At 45.3% G+C, this 17,760-nt stretch carries 12 protein-coding genes and 1 pseudogene; 10 read left to right on the forward strand and 3 right to left on the reverse strand.

Translation table 11 applies throughout. The features are described from left to right. Positions 1–79 precede the first annotated feature (79 nt). Complete coding sequence (locus G464_RS0101230; protein WP_022856430.1) at positions 80–1,297, forward strand: alkaline phosphatase family protein; 1,218 nt, start codon at positions 80–82, stop codon at positions 1,295–1,297. Positions 1,298–1,469: 172 nt separating this feature from the next. On the opposite strand, the gene G464_RS09590 is transcribed toward G464_RS0101230, so the two are convergent. Next, a complete protein-coding gene (locus G464_RS09590) occupies positions 1,470–1,679 on the reverse strand; it encodes a hypothetical protein (RefSeq protein WP_022856431.1) in 210 nt (69 codons plus the stop codon). Positions 1,680–2,339: 660 nt separating this feature from the next. Next, positions 2,340–3,479 carry a septation protein SepH gene (gene sepH / locus G464_RS0101240; protein WP_022856432.1) on the reverse strand — a complete coding sequence of 380 codons (1,140 nt, stop codon included), beginning with the start codon at positions 3,477–3,479 and terminating at the stop codon, positions 2,340–2,342. Between the two features lie 368 nt (positions 3,480–3,847). Here sepH and G464_RS0101245 point away from each other — a divergent pair, with 368 nt between their 5' ends. From G464_RS0101245 to G464_RS0101255, 3 genes are read left to right on the forward strand one after another with little or no spacing between them, the layout of a single operon-like run. Beyond that, positions 3,848–4,144 (forward strand): DUF4193 domain-containing protein, encoded by a 297-nt coding sequence (locus G464_RS0101245; protein WP_022856433.1) that lies wholly within the window; start codon positions 3,848–3,850, stop codon positions 4,142–4,144. Further along, entirely contained in the window at positions 4,144–4,623 is a 480-nt protein-coding gene (gene dut, locus G464_RS0101250; RefSeq protein WP_022856434.1) for a dUTP diphosphatase, read from the forward strand. The genes G464_RS0101245 and dut overlap by 1 nt, the downstream gene beginning before the upstream one ends. 45 nt (positions 4,624–4,668) lie before the next feature. Then, positions 4,669–7,026: a RelA/SpoT family protein gene (locus tag G464_RS0101255; protein ID WP_021618449.1), complete on the forward strand. Its 2,358-nt coding sequence runs from the start codon at positions 4,669–4,671 to the stop codon at positions 7,024–7,026. Between the two features lie 533 nt (positions 7,027–7,559). On the opposite strand, the gene G464_RS0101260 is transcribed toward G464_RS0101255, so the two are convergent. Further along, complete coding sequence (locus G464_RS0101260) at positions 7,560–8,933, reverse strand: DUF349 domain-containing protein (protein ID WP_022856435.1); 1,374 nt, start codon at positions 8,931–8,933, stop codon at positions 7,560–7,562. A gap of 66 nt (positions 8,934–8,999) precedes the next feature. On the opposite strand from G464_RS0101260, the gene hisS reads away from it, so the two are divergent. The 6 genes and pseudogenes from hisS to G464_RS08430 all read left to right on the forward strand — a co-directional run. Next, a complete protein-coding gene (gene hisS, locus G464_RS0101265) occupies positions 9,000–10,403 on the forward strand; it encodes a histidine--tRNA ligase (protein ID WP_021618447.1) in 1,404 nt (467 codons plus the stop codon). A 224-nt stretch (positions 10,404–10,627) separates the two neighbouring features. Further along, positions 10,628–12,424: an aspartate--tRNA ligase gene (aspS, locus tag G464_RS0101270; protein WP_022856436.1), complete on the forward strand. Its 1,797-nt coding sequence runs from the start codon at positions 10,628–10,630 to the stop codon at positions 12,422–12,424. Positions 12,425–12,722: 298 nt separating this feature from the next. Then, positions 12,723–13,295 carry a hypothetical protein gene (locus G464_RS09595; RefSeq protein ID WP_022856437.1) on the forward strand — a complete coding sequence of 191 codons (573 nt, stop codon included), beginning with the start codon at positions 12,723–12,725 and terminating at the stop codon, positions 13,293–13,295. An 84-nt stretch (positions 13,296–13,379) separates the two neighbouring features. Further along, the gene (locus G464_RS0101280; protein ID WP_155237039.1) at positions 13,380–13,589 is read left to right on the forward strand and encodes a hypothetical protein; all 210 of its coding nucleotides are present in this window, start codon (positions 13,380–13,382) and stop codon (positions 13,587–13,589) included. Positions 13,590–13,755: 166 nt separating this feature from the next. Then, positions 13,756–16,374: a DEAD/DEAH box helicase gene (locus tag G464_RS0101285; RefSeq protein ID WP_022856439.1), complete on the forward strand. Its 2,619-nt coding sequence runs from the start codon at positions 13,756–13,758 to the stop codon at positions 16,372–16,374. A gap of 1 nt (position 16,375) precedes the next feature. Continuing rightward, positions 16,376–17,725, forward strand: a pseudogene (locus G464_RS08430) (replication-associated recombination protein A); the annotation flags it as partial. Positions 17,726–17,760: the final 35 nt, after the last annotated feature.

Here is a 17,760-nt window from a genome sequence, read left to right on the forward strand (position 1 = left end):
GTCGGTTAGCAGTAATAAACGATGCGGTCTGCTAGGAGTACGGAGTCTAGATATGCAAGCCGTATGATTAAATAACACTATGTCCGATGTGTACAGTGGTGCAGAACTTTTGTCGTTACAAGATGTAGTTAACTATGATGCCATAAATTCTCAAGGTCGCGGTGGTGCACGTCATTTAAGCGCTGTTTTACCTGCTTTATCCGCCGCATTGGGAACGCCAGTTTCTACTGCAATTCATAATGATGCTGAGCGCTTACGAGTAGATTTAGGCGTTCCTCATGCATCCTCTGTTATTGTTGTGCTTATCGATGGTCTGGGTTTTTGGAATCTCATGGAACGTAAAGGTCATGCTCCTTACTTGCGTTCTTTAGTCAATCAAAGTCATAATCAACAGCCAATTTCTTCAAGTTTTCCTACCACTACTGTTGCAGCGCTCAGCGTTTTCGGTACGGGAACGTGCCCAGGTTTAACGGGAATGACTGGTTATTCTCAAATCAATCCAGACAACGGTCAGCTTTCCCAAATGATTCAATTTTCTAACGGCGCTAATCCTGAACTTATTCAGCGTGAGCCAACTATTTTTGAGCAGTTAAGTGCTCAGGATGTGCGCGTTACGACTTCAGGATTCCCTAAATTTGCTAATTCTGCTTTAACGCGCGCTGCTTTACGAGGTTCGAACTATATTTCTGGAGCAAATCCATCTCAGCGTATTACTACTGCCGCTCGCTCGTCGTTTGAGCCAGGTTTAACATACGTATATATTCGCGATGCAGATAAAATGGGGCATCAATATGGGTGGGATAATGAGCGTTGGATAGGAACTTTTGAACGTGTCGATGCTCAGCTGAAAAGTTTGGCTAAAAAAGCGGCGCCAGGCACGCTGATTGCTATTACTGCCGATCATGGCATGATTGCGTCTGACAGTTCGACGCGCATTGATATTGCTGAGCGTCCTGAACTGCAGGAAGGCGTTGTCCTCGTTGGCGGTGAACCGAGAGCAGTGTCCTTATATGTTGAAGAGGGAATGAATCCGAACGATGTTGCGCAACGGTGGCGTCGTGTTCTTGAAGATAAAGCACGTGTCTATACAAAAGATGAAGCTATTGCTGCCGGATTATATGGTCCTGTGCATGATCGCGTTCTTCCGTATATCGGTGATGTTATTGCTATGGCGTCCTCAAATGTGACGATAGTAGATTCTCGCACTCAAAGCGATGTAGCGACGCATTTGCCGGCTGTGCACGGGTCCTTAACACGTGCTGAGCTTGATATTCCGTTCCTTCTGGACGTTGTGTAAGACCTTCGTACGAAGAGATTATTGTAGCGCCTGATAAAGGCTCATATCTCAACAGAAAAATAACGAGAGGACTACTGTCAGTTACCGCACAGTAAAAGTTGTGCTATGAAAATAGCAACTCAACTTTTACTAATAAGTAAGATGATCAGTAGTCCTCGTTGTTACTCAGCTTTTACTGCTTAATAAGTTTATGAGTTTTTGAAATCGTTGTTCCAGGTGCAGTTACATCAAATGAAATCTGACCATTACTATAAGTAAATTTCTTCGTTGATTCTTGTGCTGTCAATCCAACTGCTTTGCTCATGGCATCGCTGTCTGCTTGCGAGGTCCATGTGTAATCACCAGCTGTTGTTGGAGGCGTAAAAGTTCCCTTCCAATACAAACTAGATTCTTCTGATGCTTGAGGCTGTGCCCACGTAATAGTAATAGTGTCGTTTGTAATCTTGGCTATTAAATCCGAGCCTTCGTTGGCATCTGTTTTCCATGTGTCGGTTAAATCGGCAGGTTTTTCTGTAGATTCTTCTTGACTATTTTGAGATTTTTCTTTTGTTGAGTCTTCGGAGGTATCTACTTTTTTCTGCTGACTTGCGTTGTTATCGCTCGTTGTATTACTCGGCAGACTAAGGTTTACTGAACATGTACTCAGTGTTCCTATTCCTAAAACAGTTGCAAGTAGTCCAGCAGCAATCTTTGTGAATCAGGGCATAACATAATCACCTTGAATATAATTCAACTTACTTTACTATTATTAAAAATGTTAAAAGATTACATAAAATTTGAAGAAAATCAAAAAATGTTCAATATTCTTTATAAGAATCGTGATAATTCCAAAAGTTTAGCGCGATTTATGCGTACCATAGACTGCTCATTATATGAGCAGAAAGCAGATGAGTAATTGAGAAATTAATCTGATTAAAAACGCGCGTAAACCACGTGAATATTTGAAGAAATGACTAAATTTAACAGTTTCGCCGAGTTAATTGTATAGCCCTTTACATAGTTGGTCTACATAAAGGGCAATATCTATAAGCTCAAATGCCATCTAGGACTGCGAACCGAAAAGAATATCGTCCCAAGCTGGGATAGCTGAACGCTTACGCTTAGGAGGCTGAGAAGTTCGGTTGCTATTGGCGCTTCCGTTTTCGTCTTCTTCTTTGTTGCTGCCGGCATTGGAAGACTGATCAGAGCCAGAGATATGAGAGTCCTCTTGATTGATAACCGGAGCTGAATCTTCAGTATCATCCATATCGAGTGGAACATCTGCGGCCTGAAGTCGTGATGCCTTCTTTCCTGATTGGAAATCTGATGGATCAGCCAAAGTACGGCGTACAGCAGGTAACTGTGTGCTACTTTGTGACTGTTCTTCGTGTTGCGAACCTGCTGATTGAGGCGACTGACCAGAAACAATAGCATTAAAAGCGCCTGTGCTCATATGCGTATTATCTCGCATAGAACTCATAGAAACAGTTTCGAAGGTGCCTGTGCTGGTAGACACAGCTTGATTAGAAAATGGAGGAGAGGAGTGCGTAGCACCTACAGCTGGAATAGCATCTGTGCTGAATAGCTCTTTATCTACAGGTGAGGTTGCTGCAGACATTTCGCGCAGTAAACGCTTTGCAGGTGTGTTGACGCTCACCACAGAATGGTTGCGTGAATTAAACATCCATTCAGCGCTTTCTTTGTGTTCTCCTAAACTGTAATTCGCCTGAATGCGCCATGGATTATGCCCCTGACGTGATGCGCTCCACTGTACATCAGCGTAATCACCGCCCATAGAAGCAAGCGAAAAAGCAATAATATCTTTAACTTTCGAAGTATTTCCTTCTGTGCCAACAACAGTTTCTAAGAACTGAGAAGTAATGAAAACCTTTTCTTTTTCTACTGGAATAGCAAAACGGTTTACAGCAGAAACGGATACACCGTATTCTTGAGCGATGGTCTGTGGGCTCTGTCCGGAACGGATAAGTGACTGAATAGTGGACAGCGGAAGAATTTTTTCTGGCTGTTTTTCTTCCTGTTGAGTAACTGTCTGTGCTTTATTGCGAGCAGAAGCAATAGCACGTTCAAGTTCCGAGGTAATTTCTAAAGAAAAAAGATCTCCAGTCAGTGGGTCTTTTACTATAAGGTCACCGTTAGCGTCAACGCGAACGAAAGTTACCGGAATACTTGAATTCTCAGCCATATTAAACCCCTTGCGTCTATGAATACTTCCATATTATGGGTAGGTGGTCACATATACGTAAAATGGATAGGACACATGTGAGATTTCTTCATACAGGTGTGTTCCGCACACGTATCTCGCGCTATGACATTGAAGAAAACCTTCAAATATTGCTCTGCAGAAAGCGTATTTTTCAAGAGAAGTACGGTCTGTGTTACGTAAAATTTATGTGATTTTACTCTGTTTTTCACACAATTCAACGTGCCGTAGTTTGTGCCATAGAAAAATTGTAGTATCCTCTTTCGCATAGGACACGTGTCGTTTTATATCGCGTGACGGATGTATCGTCTGCGCGACTCAGTATAAAGACTCAGTGAAAGGAGTGGGCTATGGCACAGGATTACGATACTCCACGGTCCAAGGACGAAGACGAGGAATCCATCGAAGCTCTGGGCACCAGCTCCCGTCAGAATCAGAATAATGATTTGGATGATGATGAGAACGCATTGGCTGAGGGGTACGAACTTCCTGGTAGCGATTTGAGTAATGAGGACTCAAGCGTAACTGTTGTTCCTATGCAGGGCGACGAGTTTGTATGCTCTGAGTGCTTCTTGGTAAAGCATCGCTCACAGTTGGCTTATACAGATGACGATGGTCAGCCAGTGTGCAAGGAGTGTGCAGCGTAATGGCCTATGATGAGATGTATAACGAGCCAGAAAATATTGAAGTTCTTATTTCTTACCTCAACGAGGATGTGAATAAGGCTGGCTTGTATTATGCTCATGCGGGTGATGCTGGCGTAGATTTACGCACAACGGTCGCTTTTGATTTGAAGCCTTTCCAACGATTTTTAGCACCTACAGGCATTGCTATTGCTCTGCCTGCAGGCTACGTTGGTTTAGTTCATCCTCGTTCCGGTTTAGCTGTGAAGCGGGGTATTAGCGTTGTTAATGCTCCAGGAACTATTGATGCGGGTTATCGCGGCGAGATTAAAGTTCCTATGATTAACCTCGACCCTGAGAACACTGCTCATTTTGAGCCAGGAGACCGTATTGCTCAGTTAGTTATTCAGCGCTATGTGGAAGCTCGCTTTGTTGAAGCGGAAACATTGCCTGATTCAGATCGTTCTGACCGTGGCTTTGGCTCAACCGGTGTGGCACAATAAGGCATAATAAAAGCGATAGAGAGCTGGGAGAAGTAGGAGGTACACATGGCTGACACAAATTTTACACAGCATGACGCAAACGCGCCTACTTCACGCATTCTAGGTGCAGAAATTAGTTCGGATCCGCTCAATCCGTTACTTCCTATTATTCAAGTGTGCACCTTCCATCACCCAGATGCTGATACGGATTTGCTGCAGCGTGCCTATGAACGTGCTGTTGTACAACATGCTCCACAGCGCAGACGCTCAGGTGAACCGTATATTATTCATCCAATTGCAGTTGCTCAGATTTTAGCTGATTTGGGCATGAGTCCTAAAGTTATTGCTGCTGGATTATTACATGACACGGTAGAAGATACTGATTTCACCTTGGATCAGTGTCGTGAGGAGTTTGGCGACACTATTGCAGGTTTGGTTGATGGTGTAACGAAGTTAACCAAGATGGATGTGGGAGATTCTGCCCAAGCTGAAACTATTCGCAAAATGATTGTGGCAATGAGTCGTGATGTGCGCGTGCTCGTTATTAAGCTATCTGACCGTGTACACAACGCGCGTACATGGCGTTATGTGAAACCAAAAAGTGCGTATAAGAAGGCACAAGAAACTATTGACGTATATGCTCCTTTGGCGAATCGCCTGGGTATGAACGCCATTAAAACTGAATTAGAAGAGCTGAGCTTCAAAACTCTTCAACCAAAGATTTATGACGAAATAGTGGAGTTGGTTCGTCATCGTGCCGGTCAACGCGAACTGTATTTGCAACAGATTATTGCCGATATTCGCGAAGACCTCGACGAACAGAATGTGCATGCTAATATAAATGGTCGTCCAAAAGACTATTACAGCATTTATCAGAAAATGATTGTGCGTGGTCATGATTTTGGCGATATTTACGATTTGATGGGTGTGCGCATTATCGTGGATTCTATTCGCGACTGTTACGCTGCTCTCGGTGCCGTGCATGCTCGATGGAATCCAGTTCCTGGCCGTTTTAAGGACTATATTGCCACGCCAAAGATGAACATGTATCAATCTTTGCACACAACAGTGGTAGGTCCTGGCGGTAAGCCAGTAGAAATTCAAATCCGTACCTGGGATATGCATCGTCGCGCTGAGTACGGCATTGCTGCGCACTGGAAATATAAAGAAAACGGTCGAGCAGGTCGCGCTTTATCTGCTCCCGATAAACAGGACGCTGAGCGCGGTAAGAAGATAGACGCTGAGAGTAGCGATTTCTTTGAACACGATAACCTTCAGTGGATTAAACAGCTTGCTGATTGGCAAAGTGAGGTTCCTGATTCAGATGAGTTCCTCGGCTTCTTAAAAGATGATTTAGGAGCCAGCCAAGTTTATGTGTTTACTCCTAAAGGAAAGATTGTTTCAGTTCCGCAAGAGGGAACACCGGTAGACTTTGCGTATGCTGTTCATACAGAAGTTGGACACCATACGATGGGTGCGCGTATTAATGGGCGTCTGATGCCATTAGATACGAAGCTGCAAAACGGTGATACGGTTGAAATTATTACCTCGCGCGGAGAAAATGCTGGTCCTTCTCATGACTGGTTGAACTTTGTTAAGTCGCCAAAGGCGCGCAATAAAATTCGTCAGTGGTTCACGAAAGAACGTCGAACTGAAAACATGGAAGAAGGTCGTGACGAACTGACACGTGCTTTGCGTAAGCGTAATCTGTTTACGCAAAATTACACCAGACTTGAAGTTTTCGTAGCTGTAGCAGACGATTTGGGTTATCCAGATGTTGATTCCCTGTATACAGCTATTGGTGAGGGTCAAGTCTCCACGCAGAACGTTATTACTCATATTCTTAAGTTCGTGGACGATGATGCTGACGAGAGTCCTGAGCAAAATATTGTTCCTTTGCGTAGGCGCTCCGGTAGCGGACCTCGTCGCACGAAATCTGTTGGCGTATCCGTTAAAGGCGTGGACGATGTGTGGGTTAAGCTTGCAAAATGCTGTACTCCTGTGCCAGGAGATCAGATTGTGGGTTTTGTTACCCGTGGAGCAGGAGTATCTGTTCACCGCGAAGATTGCGTGAACGTAGCAAGTTTGAAGAAAAATCAGCCAGAGCGCCTTGTTGATGTGAGTTGGACGAGTGCTCAAGGTGTGTTCCTAGTAAAAATCCAAGTAGAAGCTTTGGATCGAGGGCGTCTGCTCTCGGATATTGCGCGTGTGCTTTCTGATGCGGGCGTCAATATTGTTGCAGGAACTATTTCTACCGGTGATGATCGTGTAGCTATTAGCCAATACAGTTTTGAAATGGCTGATATGAGCCATTTGAACCAGCTGTTGGCATCAATCCGTAAAATTGATGGTGTTTTCGATGTTTATCGTTTAACTGGCACTAAGGATGACTCCAAGCTACGCATACGTCATATTGATAAGTAGATTGATGCGTGCATACTTGTGCACGGATTTTGTGAGTATGGTGTCTGTTGCAGTTAGGATGCATCCGAATTTTTCGTGTTGTTGAATGCGTACTCATGTTGTATTGATTTTTACCGACTCTTGGGACTTCGCGGGGTTAGGGGCGGATGTTGTCTAGTAGGTATCAGTTGATTTCTCTGGCAGTCATGCGTCAAGGCATCGTTTCGGAGTGAATGTGGTTTTACTTCATGCGTGAAGTCGATACGCGCAACCGATATGCCAGTTTTGAAGCCATTTTTGTGCATCAAAACTGGCATAACAGGTGTGTTAATCGGTTAAGCAGAATGTGTGAGAGTAAGAGCACTTCGAATTTACCGTGTTTTGAAGCCTGATTGCGCATAACAGCTACAAGCCACGCACCTGCAACCTCAAAAATCCCACTATAAAATCCGATGAAACCAGCTAATCAAAGCACAACACCGCTTAGTCCGAAGACCCAATAAAAATGAAGGTTCGGATTCAAAACCCGAACCTTCATTAATCAGACCTAAGGCTTACTGTACTGCGTTCAACCACTGAGCCTTAGTATCGCGCTCAGCCTGCAACTGAGAACGCTTAGCATCATCAGTTTCGGCAGCAATACGCTCGTCCAGATCTGCCAATTGAGCTTCCAACTGAGCTGTGAAAGATGACTTACGAGCATGAGCTTCAGGATCGGTACGGTTCCATTCGCTCTCTTCGACGGTCTTAATCTGCTTTTCCACAGCATCCAAACGAGCTTCAATGCGACCCAAATCAGCGCGAGGAACGCGACCAATCGCATCCCATTCGTCTTGAATCTTACCTAATGCTGCACGAGCTGCCTTCGCAGCCTTTACGTCTGCAACTGGTACAAGAGCTTCAGCCTTGGCAAGCAAAGCTTCCTTAGCAGCCAGATTTTCTTTCTCAGAATCGTTCAAACGGTTGCGATCTGCCTGACGTGCATCAAAGAAAACATCTGCAGCAGCACGGAACTGCTTCCACAAGTTGTCGTCTTCAGTGCGACCCACACGTCCAGCCTTCTTCCAGTCATTCATTAACTGGTTGAATTTGCGAGAAGTTTCGCCCCACTCAGTAGAATTTTTCAGCTCTTCTGCCTGCGCAATAATGTTCTGCTTGGCTTCACGAGCAGAATTTCGAGCAGCGTCACGAGCGGCAACCCACTTGCGGTGCTGAGTGTTAAAAGTGCTACGTGCCTTGGAGAAACGTCCCCACAATTCATCAGCTACAGACTTTTCAATTCGAGCTGAATGCTTCTGAACATCCTGCCACTTGGCGAATAATTCCGAGAACTTCTCACTTGTATTGCGCCAATTGGTCGAATCGCCGAGAGAAGCTGCAAGAGCTTCAGCTTCTTCAACAATAGCGGTACGCTTTTCTACTGAAACTTTCACAGCCTGAGCATGAGCTTGAGCAATCTTCTCCTTTGCTGCTTCGCCCAAAGACTTCAATTCCTCGACGTCAGCGCACAAAGCAGGAATATCGCCCACAACAGCAGGCTGAGTAATCTCTTCAGCTAGAGATTTCAAAGTTTCGTCAATCTCACGAGTCTTAATAGTGTGAGACTCAAAGCGAGCGCGAGCGTGATCAATCTTCGCTTTAAGATCGAGGTAGCGACGTGCATAGAAGGAGAGTGCTTCATCGCTGTTTGCATTGGTGTACTGGCCAATTTCGCGTTCAGTATTGTTCTCGGAAACAAAAACAGTGCCGTCCTCAGCGACGCGACCAAAAGTCTTTGCTTTTTCTAATTCTGCTTCACCATACACAGTTGCGCTGTGCGTCGTCGCGGACGCTGCAGGAGCTGCAGGCTTAGCCTTAGCAGCGAAAGCTGCTGGTGTTGCAGGGGTTGCGGATGCGTTTTCGGATGTGGTGGATGCGTCTTGAGACATATGCACTCCTTCAGTAAGCAGGGGAAAATCTAATATTTTCCGTGACCTAACCTATTATAAGGAATTATGGCTAAAGGTGCATCATTATCAGGTTTTCCAGAGTGGCTTCCACAAGAACGTGTTGTAGAACAGCAGGTTATGGACACTCTTCGTTCGATATTTGAGCTTCACGGTTTCTTGGGGATTGAAACTCGTGCCGTGGAAAAAGGCTCAAGTTTGTTGAAAAAAGGCGAAACAAGTAAGGAAATTTACTTGTTGTCACGTTTGCAAGATCTCGGCAACGAGAATGACGAGCCTGTTGAGGAACGTCTCGGTTTGCATTTCGATTTAACTGTTCCTCTGTCTCGATATGTGGTTGAAAATTCAGGAGCAATCGCTTTTCCTTTCAAACGCTGGCAGATTCAGAAGGTGTGGCGTGGTGAACGTCCTCAAGAAGGTCGTTTCCGTGAGTTTGTTCAGGCAGATATCGACGTGGTGGGTAATGGCGATTTGCCAAGCCACTATGAGGTGGATGTTCCACTGATTATGGTGGAAGCTCTTGAACAGTTACGTGCTTATGGTTTGCCAAAGGCAACGGTTCATGCGAATAATCGTAAGCTGTCTGAAGGCTTCTACCGCGGTGTTGGTTTAACCGATATTGAAGGCGTATTGCGCGAAATTGATAAGCTCGACAAGATTGGTGCCGATGAAGTATCGCGTCTGCTACAAGAAGAGTGTGGAGCATCAGCAGACCAAGCTTCCGCATGCTTGCAGTTGGCTGAACTGAGCGCTGCCAATGGTAGTGAGTTGCGTGAAAAGTTTGATGCTTTGTGCGAAGCTCAAGGTGTAGATAAAGATGGAGAGGCATACGCTTTGGCTCTCGATGGTCTGAATACTTTGGGCATGATTGTTGATGAAGCAGCCGCTATCCGTCCTGGTGCAGTTATTGCTGATTTGAAGATTGCCCGCGGTTTGGATTATTACACTGGCTCTGTATATGAAACCTTCTTAGAGGGCGTGTCTTCCTTAGGTTCTGTCTGCTCGGGTGGTCGTTACGATAATTTGGCTACGCAGGGTAAGAAGACTTATCCAGGTGTGGGTTTGTCTATTGGTTTGTCACGTTTAGTTTCACACATGTTGGGGTCTGCTCAGGCTAGTGCATCTCGTATTTCTCCAGCAGCCGTCTTGGTAGCCGTATGGGATGAAGAACATCGTGCACAGTCAAACGCTATTGCCCGCGCTTTGCGTTCTCGCGGTATTGCAACCGATGTAGCTCCAATCGCTGCAAAACTTGGTAAGCAGATTAAGTACGCCGATAAGTTGGGTATTCCGTATGTATGGATTCCTTCGACGCTTGACGATAATGGCGAGAATACTGCTGAAGAAGTTAAAAATATTATTACTGGTGAGCAGATTCCTGCTGATGCGTCTGTGTGGGCGCCGCAAGAGGAGTTTGCTAAGCGTCATGTTGAGGTGAAGAACGCTGACTAAAAGCGCATACCGAAACAGCTGATACAAACTGATATAAACAGGGGAGTGCAGGCATACAGATATGGTGTGTCTGCACTTAATCTTCTGCAAGTCCATAGCCGTTCTGCTGTTTTGCTCGGTTTGAAGCTATATATGGCTCGTAGATGGTCTGTGTGATTTGGCTTCTTGTAGAGCGGTTTTGATATTCTTACCCCTGAAAATTACTAGCATAAATGAGGAAAAAAGTGTCTCAGACAGCGTATAGAACACATCATGCTCATGATGTAACTGAAGAACTTATTGGCTCCACCGTTACCATTTCTGGTTGGGTTGATCGTCGTCGTGATCACGGCGGTGTAGCTTTTATTGATTTGCGCGATGCCTCTGGTTTAGTGCAGGTTGTGATCAATGACGAAGATATGGCACGCCCATTGCGTAGCGAATTCGTTGTTTCTGTTACCGGTGCTGTGCGTTTGCGTCCAGAAGGTAACGAAAACGATCACTTATCCACAGGTAAGGTAGAAATTGTTGCTGACACTATCGATATTCTTGCTAAGTCTGCAGCACTTCCTTTCCAGGTGTCTACTTCTTTGGAAAATGAGTCTGAAACGCAGCTTCCTAGTGATGAAGTGCGTTTGAAGTATCGCTATTTGGATTTACGTCGTCCTCAGATGCATAACAATCTTCTGATGCGTTCTGCTATGTCTAAGGCTGCTCGCGCTGTTTTGGATGAGATGGGCTTTACTGAGGTGGAAACTCCAACCTTTATTAAGTCCACTCCAGAAGGTGCTCGAGACTTCCTCGTGCCTTCGCGCTTGAATCCAGGCTCATGGTACGCTTTGCCGCAGTCTCCACAATTGCTTAAGCAGCTACTTATGGTCTCTGGTATTGAGCGTTACTACCAGTTGGCTCGTTGCTATCGCGATGAAGACTTCCGTGCAGACCGTCAGCCTGAATTCACTCAGCTCGATATGGAAATGGCTTTCGTTGGTCAAGAAGACGTGATTGCTATGGCTGAGCGTGTGTTAAAGGATGTGTGGGCTGCGGCAGGTCACGATATTCAGATTCCATTCAACCGTATTAGCTACAAAGATGCGATGGATAAGTACGGTTCCGATAAGCCAGACTTACGTTTCGGCAATGAGATTGTGGAACTGACTGACTACTTTAAGAACACTCCATTTCGCGTATTCCAAGCAGACTATGTGGGTGCAGTAGTATATTCCGGTGCTGCTGATTTGCCTCGCCGACAGTTTGATGGCTGGCAAGAATGGGCTCGTCAGCGTGGTGCTAAGGGCTTAGCTTATGTTCAGTTTGGTGTTGACGGCGAACTGAAGGGTCCTGTGGCAAAGAACCTGTCTGATGAAGAGCGTGCAGGATTGAAGGCAGCTACTGGTGCACAAGACGGTGACGCTGTATTCTTCGCCGCAGGTGCTCGTGAAGCATCTCAGACTCTTCTCGGTGCTGCTCGCGTTGAGATTGCTAAACGCGAAGGTATTTTGAAGAAGGATGAGTTCGCTTTTACGTGGGTTGTGGACTTCCCATTGTTCAAGCCAGTAGATGCCGATGATGACGATGTGGCAGTTGGTCATTCCAAGTGGACATCGGTACATCACCCATTTACCATGCCAAGTGCAGATTGGTTGGATACTTTCGATAAGGATCCAGGTAACGCTATGTCTGATTCTTACGACATTGTGTGCAACGGTAATGAAATTGGTGGCGGCTCTGTTCGTATTCATCGCGATGATATTCAAGACCGTGTGCTTAACGTTTTGGGTATTAGCGAAGAAGAAGCGAACGACAAGTTTGGCTTCCTGCTCGAAGCATTCAAGTATGGTGCTCCACCACACGCAGGTATTGCTTTCGGTTGGGATCGTTGCGCATCTATTTTGGCTGGCGAAGATTCTATTCGCGACGTTATTGCTTTCCCTAAGGCAGGTGGCGGTACCGATCCATTAACTGGTGCTCCAGCTCCTATCTCTGAGGAACAGCGCGCTGAAACAGGCGTAGATTACGATCCTGATGAGGACGAAGAATAAAATTTAAGTTCTGATTCTTGTTTATGGGTGCATACTGCATAGCGGTATGCACCCATAAACTTGTTATGCAACACCAGGAAATGCTCAGCGTGTGGGGATGAAAATAATCATATAATGAGGTATCCGTGTAAACTTGCATGAAAGATACTTCACTGTATCTAGCATGAGCTGTATTTGTACGTTTTGTACGATTCCTTTATCACTACAAATTCAATTATTTATTGTTTATCCTCAAAGGAGAGGGAATAATGAAAAAGGTAAGTTTTAGTTTTTTGCCCTAATTTTTATAGTCCTATCATTGGTATTGGTTCCAACAGTTGTCCAAGCGCAGCCTGTTCATGATGGAAATTTTATTGATAATGTCCAAATTGCTCTCTTAAATGAAGCTAAGGGACGTGGATATTCTGTCAACACTATTTCTGATTTAACTGTAGGCACTGGCATACTAGAAAATACTTCCACTAGTCCAGAAGCACTTGCTCAGGAAATAGCAGATGTATTTTTCCCCGTACGGAATACTAGTAGTGATTCATTAGAGATCTCGGAAAGAAGTTTTAGACAATACACTGCAAAAGTTTTTGCTGGTGTTCCATTGTCGGGAGCGTGCAATATCTATCAAGATTTTGAAGCTACCGTCTCTCAATATAAGGTGAGAAGCTATAAACTTCTTGGCGGATCTTATGTCAGTGGTGTATGTTTATTTGCTTGGTCTCATAATAGAAATTGGGCTGAAAAAGTAGGTAGAGAGTTTCATATAAATATGAAAGGTACTGCGAGTGCTGTTGTAAAGGGAGCACCTGTGTCTTTTAACCCTACTTTTATGGCAATTTTTGATGTGCGGGAGAATGACTTACAGCAGCATGTTCAGTAAGGAGAGACGATGAATATTCATAAAATGGACTTTCCAATCTATTCTCTAGCATTATGGTGCATAATAACTCTCACACTATTTTTTGTGCCTATGCTGTTTTTCGATGTGAATAATACTGTTGTGCGCATCGTGAGCAATATAGGTATTTTATGTTCGTCTGTGTGGGGATTATGGTTATCGTGGATTTTACGTCATAAAAATTACATCATGCTTTCGCGAGTAATTTTTGTTATTAATATTGTTTTATTGATTGCTTTAGTTAACGCTTTCATGAATAATTTCTTCATGACGTAAGACCTACATTTTTAATATGGGGTATGTTGTTTTCATGTGATATGAGCAACAACATACCCCATAAGTATGCTGGCTCTAGAACAGGTGCGCTACAATCAGGGGGAACAACAGAAGTAAATGGAATACCTCACATATTCGAAGAACGCAAAAGGGTGAAGGAAATCTCATGACCGTGGATGACTTACTTAGTAATACTGACTGGACACATACTCCTGCAAGTTTAGGCTACGCGGCACAGGTAATTCGTGAGGATGCGAGCAACGGTCATGATTATGATGTCACTGTTCTTTTCGATATTTTCGTCGTATGGGCGCGCAACGCTCGTGGGGTTGATTTATGGCCTCATCAAGAAGAATCCTTACTGGAGATCTTGTCGGGTCATCATGCCATCGTCAACACGCCCACAGGCTCAGGTAAATCTTTAATTGCGTTAGGAATGCATTTTGTGGCTTTAGCGCAGCAGAAGCGTTCCTACTATACGGCTCCTTTGAAAGCCCTCGTATCGGAGAAATTCTTTGAGCTCGTATCTGTTTTTGGCGCACACAATGTGGGCATGATTACTGGGGATTCTCAAATAAATTCTCAAGCTCTGGTTGTGTGTTGTACTGCTGAAATCCTCGCCAACCAAGCTTTACGTGAGGGCGAGCGTGCAGATGTGAGTTGCGTAGCAGTGGATGAATTCCATTTTTATGCTGATCCTCACCGCGGCTGGGCGTGGCAAGTTCCGCTCATTACTTTGCCTCACACACAATTTGTGCTTATGAGCGCCACTTTAGGCGATACCGACAAGATTGCGCAGTCTTTGGAGGAGACGAGCGGTCGAGAAGTTAGCATTATTTCAAGTGTTGAGCGTCCCGTTCCTTTACAGTATGGATATGTTCTCGACGATGTGCACAGTGTGATTAGCACACAGATTCAGCAAGGTCATGGTCCGGTTTATGTGGTGCATTTTGCTCAAGAAGCTGCTGTGGAAACCGCTCAACAGTTAGCTAATCTGGGCGTTTCGACACGTGAACAGCGCGATAAAATCAAAGAAGCTTTACGAGATACGCGCTTTACTACTGTTTTTGGTAAAACTTTGAAGCGTTTACTGCTTACTGGTGTTGGTGTTCATCATGCAGGCATGTTACCGCGTTACCGCCGTTTAGTAGAAAACCTTGCTCAAGATGGTTTACTTCCTGTTATTTGCGGTACTGATACGTTGGGCGTAGGTATTAATGTGCCTATTCATACCGTTGTATTTACTATGTTGACCAAATATGACGGTTTTAAGCAGCGTCGTTTGCGGACGCGTGAATTCCATCAGATTGCTGGTCGAGCTGGACGAAGCGGTTTTGATTCTGAAGGATTAGTTATTGCTCTTGCTCCTGAACATGAGATTGAAAATGCGAAGGCTCTAGCTAAAGCGGGTAATGATCCTAAGAAGCTTAAAAAAGTCAAGAAGAAAAAGGCTCCTGAGGGTTTCGTGAATTGGACGGAAGCAACCTTTACGAAGCTTATTGAATCGCAGCCTGAAGTTCTTGTACCGCATATGCAGATTACTCATTCCATGGTGCTTAATGTTATTTCTCATGGAGGAGATGCGTGGGCGCGAGTGGTGAATCTTATTAAAAAATCTCAGGTGGGAGCTGAGGAGCAGAATAAACTGCGTGAACGTGCTGCCGAGATTTTCCGCACTCTCTTTGACTCTCATATTGTGGAGAAATGGGAGTTAGATGATGGGTCTATGGATTATACGTTAACGATTGATATGCCAGAAGATTTGGCATTGGATCAGCCGTTATCTCCGTTCCTTATTGCTGCTTTAGAGTTACTCGACCCTGAGTCTGATTCATATGCGCTTGACGTTGTCTCTGCTGTAGAGGCGACTTTGGAGAACCCGTTTGCTGTGTTACGTGTGCAAGAACGTAGAGCACGTGACGAGGCTATGCGAGTTATGAAAGATGAAGGCTTAGAGTATGACGAGCGTATGGATCGTTTGCAGGAGATTACGTATCCGCAACCATTAAAAGATCTGCTTGTTCCTGCTTTCTTGCGGTATTGCACAGATGTTCCGTGGGCAGCCGATTATTCTTTGCAGTGTAAATCGGTTGTACGCAATATGTTAGAGACAGCTAGTTCATTTAGTGAGTACACATCGTCGATGGGCTTAGCGCGCAGTGAAGGAACTTTGTTGCGCTATCTGTCTGACGCTTATCGAGCATTAAGCCGTACCGTTCCGCGCGATAAAAGAGACGAACAGTTAGATACTATTATTGACTGGTTGGATGTGGTTGTCCGCAGTGTTGATTCGTCTTTGGTGGATGAATGGGAAGCTGCTGCAGGATTAACTCAAGAAAAGAACGAAGACACGCAGACGGCTCCACCAGTTATAGATGTTATTGCCGCGCATAAGAAAGGCTTGACTACTCTTGTGCGTAACGCTTTATTTAAGCGAGTGCAGTATATAGATCTCGATGATGCGTCCGCTCTGGGGGAATTAGATAGTGCTTGGGGAATGTCTGTGCATGAATGGGAAGATGCTTTAGATGATTTCTATGATGAGCATGATGGCTTGCTGACTACTGCTGATGCACGTTCATCAAAGTTCTTTATGATTGATGATAAGCAGGAAAAAACGCATCATCGATGGCATGTGCGTCAGATTCTGTGTGACATCGAGGGCGACTATGATTGGGCGATAGACGGTATTGTTGACCTTGATTCCACACGTGAACAAGGAGACGTGGTCTTCGAAAGCTACGATGTGAATGTGATTGAAGATTTACCTGCGTGGGGAGACTAATATGGATGATTTATTTTCAGCAGCATCAGCTGATGAGGCTCTTGTGCGCCCCCTCGCCGTGCGCATGCGCCCCACAATTCTCGACGACGTTATTGGACAAGATCATGTTCTCGGTGCCGGATCTCCACTACGCCGCGTGGCAGCGCCAGTCACACAATCGAGAACAGCTCCCACCTCCATTATTCTGTTCGGACCTCCCGGAGTAGGCAAAACCACATTAGCCTACATTGTGGCGCAACAATCAGGTCGAGCTTTCGAAGAACTCTCAGCAGTCACTTCCGGAGTCAAAGATATTAGGGAAGTGCTTAAGCGCGCGCATGAACGCCTGGTTACCACACATCAAGAAACCGTTCTATTCATCGACGAGGTTCATCGCTTCTCTAAATCGCAGCAGGATGCTCTCTTACCGAGCGTCGAGAATCGTGACATCACTTTCATCGCTGCAACCACAGAAAATCCAAGCTTTTCTATTATCTCTCCGCTCATCTCGCGGTCAGTAGTCGTCAAACTCAACGCGCTCACAGAAAACGACATCAAAAACGTTATACAGCGTGCTATCGAAGCGCCTGATGGTCTTAATAACGAAATACGAGTAACCGAACAAGCTATTGCAGATATCGCACGTCTGGCAGGCGGAGACGCGCGCAAATCTCTTACTATCCTAGAAGCAGCAGCCGGTTCAGTAGCCATAGAGCGGCAACGCGAAAAAGGAGAGCGTCGCCCAGTAGTCGATCCGCAGGTTATTAGCTCCGTGCTCGATGTAGCACAATTGCGCTACGACAAAACAGGAGACAATCACTACGATGTAGCCAGCGCTTTCATTAAATCCATGCGCGGATCCGATCCTGATGCAGCATTGCATTATCTGGCACGCATGCTTACCGCTGGAGAAGACCCACGTTTCATTGCTCGACGCATTATGATCGCTGCCGCAGAAGAAGTGGGAATGGCCGCACCTCAAATATTGCAAGTAACCGTAGCAGCCGCTCAAGCAGTAGCTCTTGTCGGCATGCCTGAAGCACGCATTATTTTGGGCGAAGCAGTTCTCGCTGTAGCAACCGCTCCCAAATCGAATGCTAGTTACAATGCCATCAACGCCGCACTCGCTGACGTGAAAGCAGGACGCATCGGTGAAGTGCCTCTACATTTACGTAACGCACCAACCAAGCTTATGGAAGAATTTGGCAATCACAAAGGCTATATTTATGCGCATGATGTGCCAGGAGCAGTCGCCACTCAAGAATACTTACCAGAAGAATTACGTGGACGAGAATATTACCATCCCACAGACCGCGGGTATGAACGTGAAGTAGGCTCCCGTATGGAACGTATTCGTGCTATATTGCACGGAAACAAGAGCAGTCATGCGCACAGTGGTGATGGGAA

This window comes from Alloscardovia omnicolens DSM 21503, from assembly GCF_000420505.1.
In the GTDB taxonomy this organism is placed as follows: domain Bacteria; phylum Actinomycetota; class Actinomycetes; order Actinomycetales; family Bifidobacteriaceae; genus Alloscardovia; species Alloscardovia omnicolens.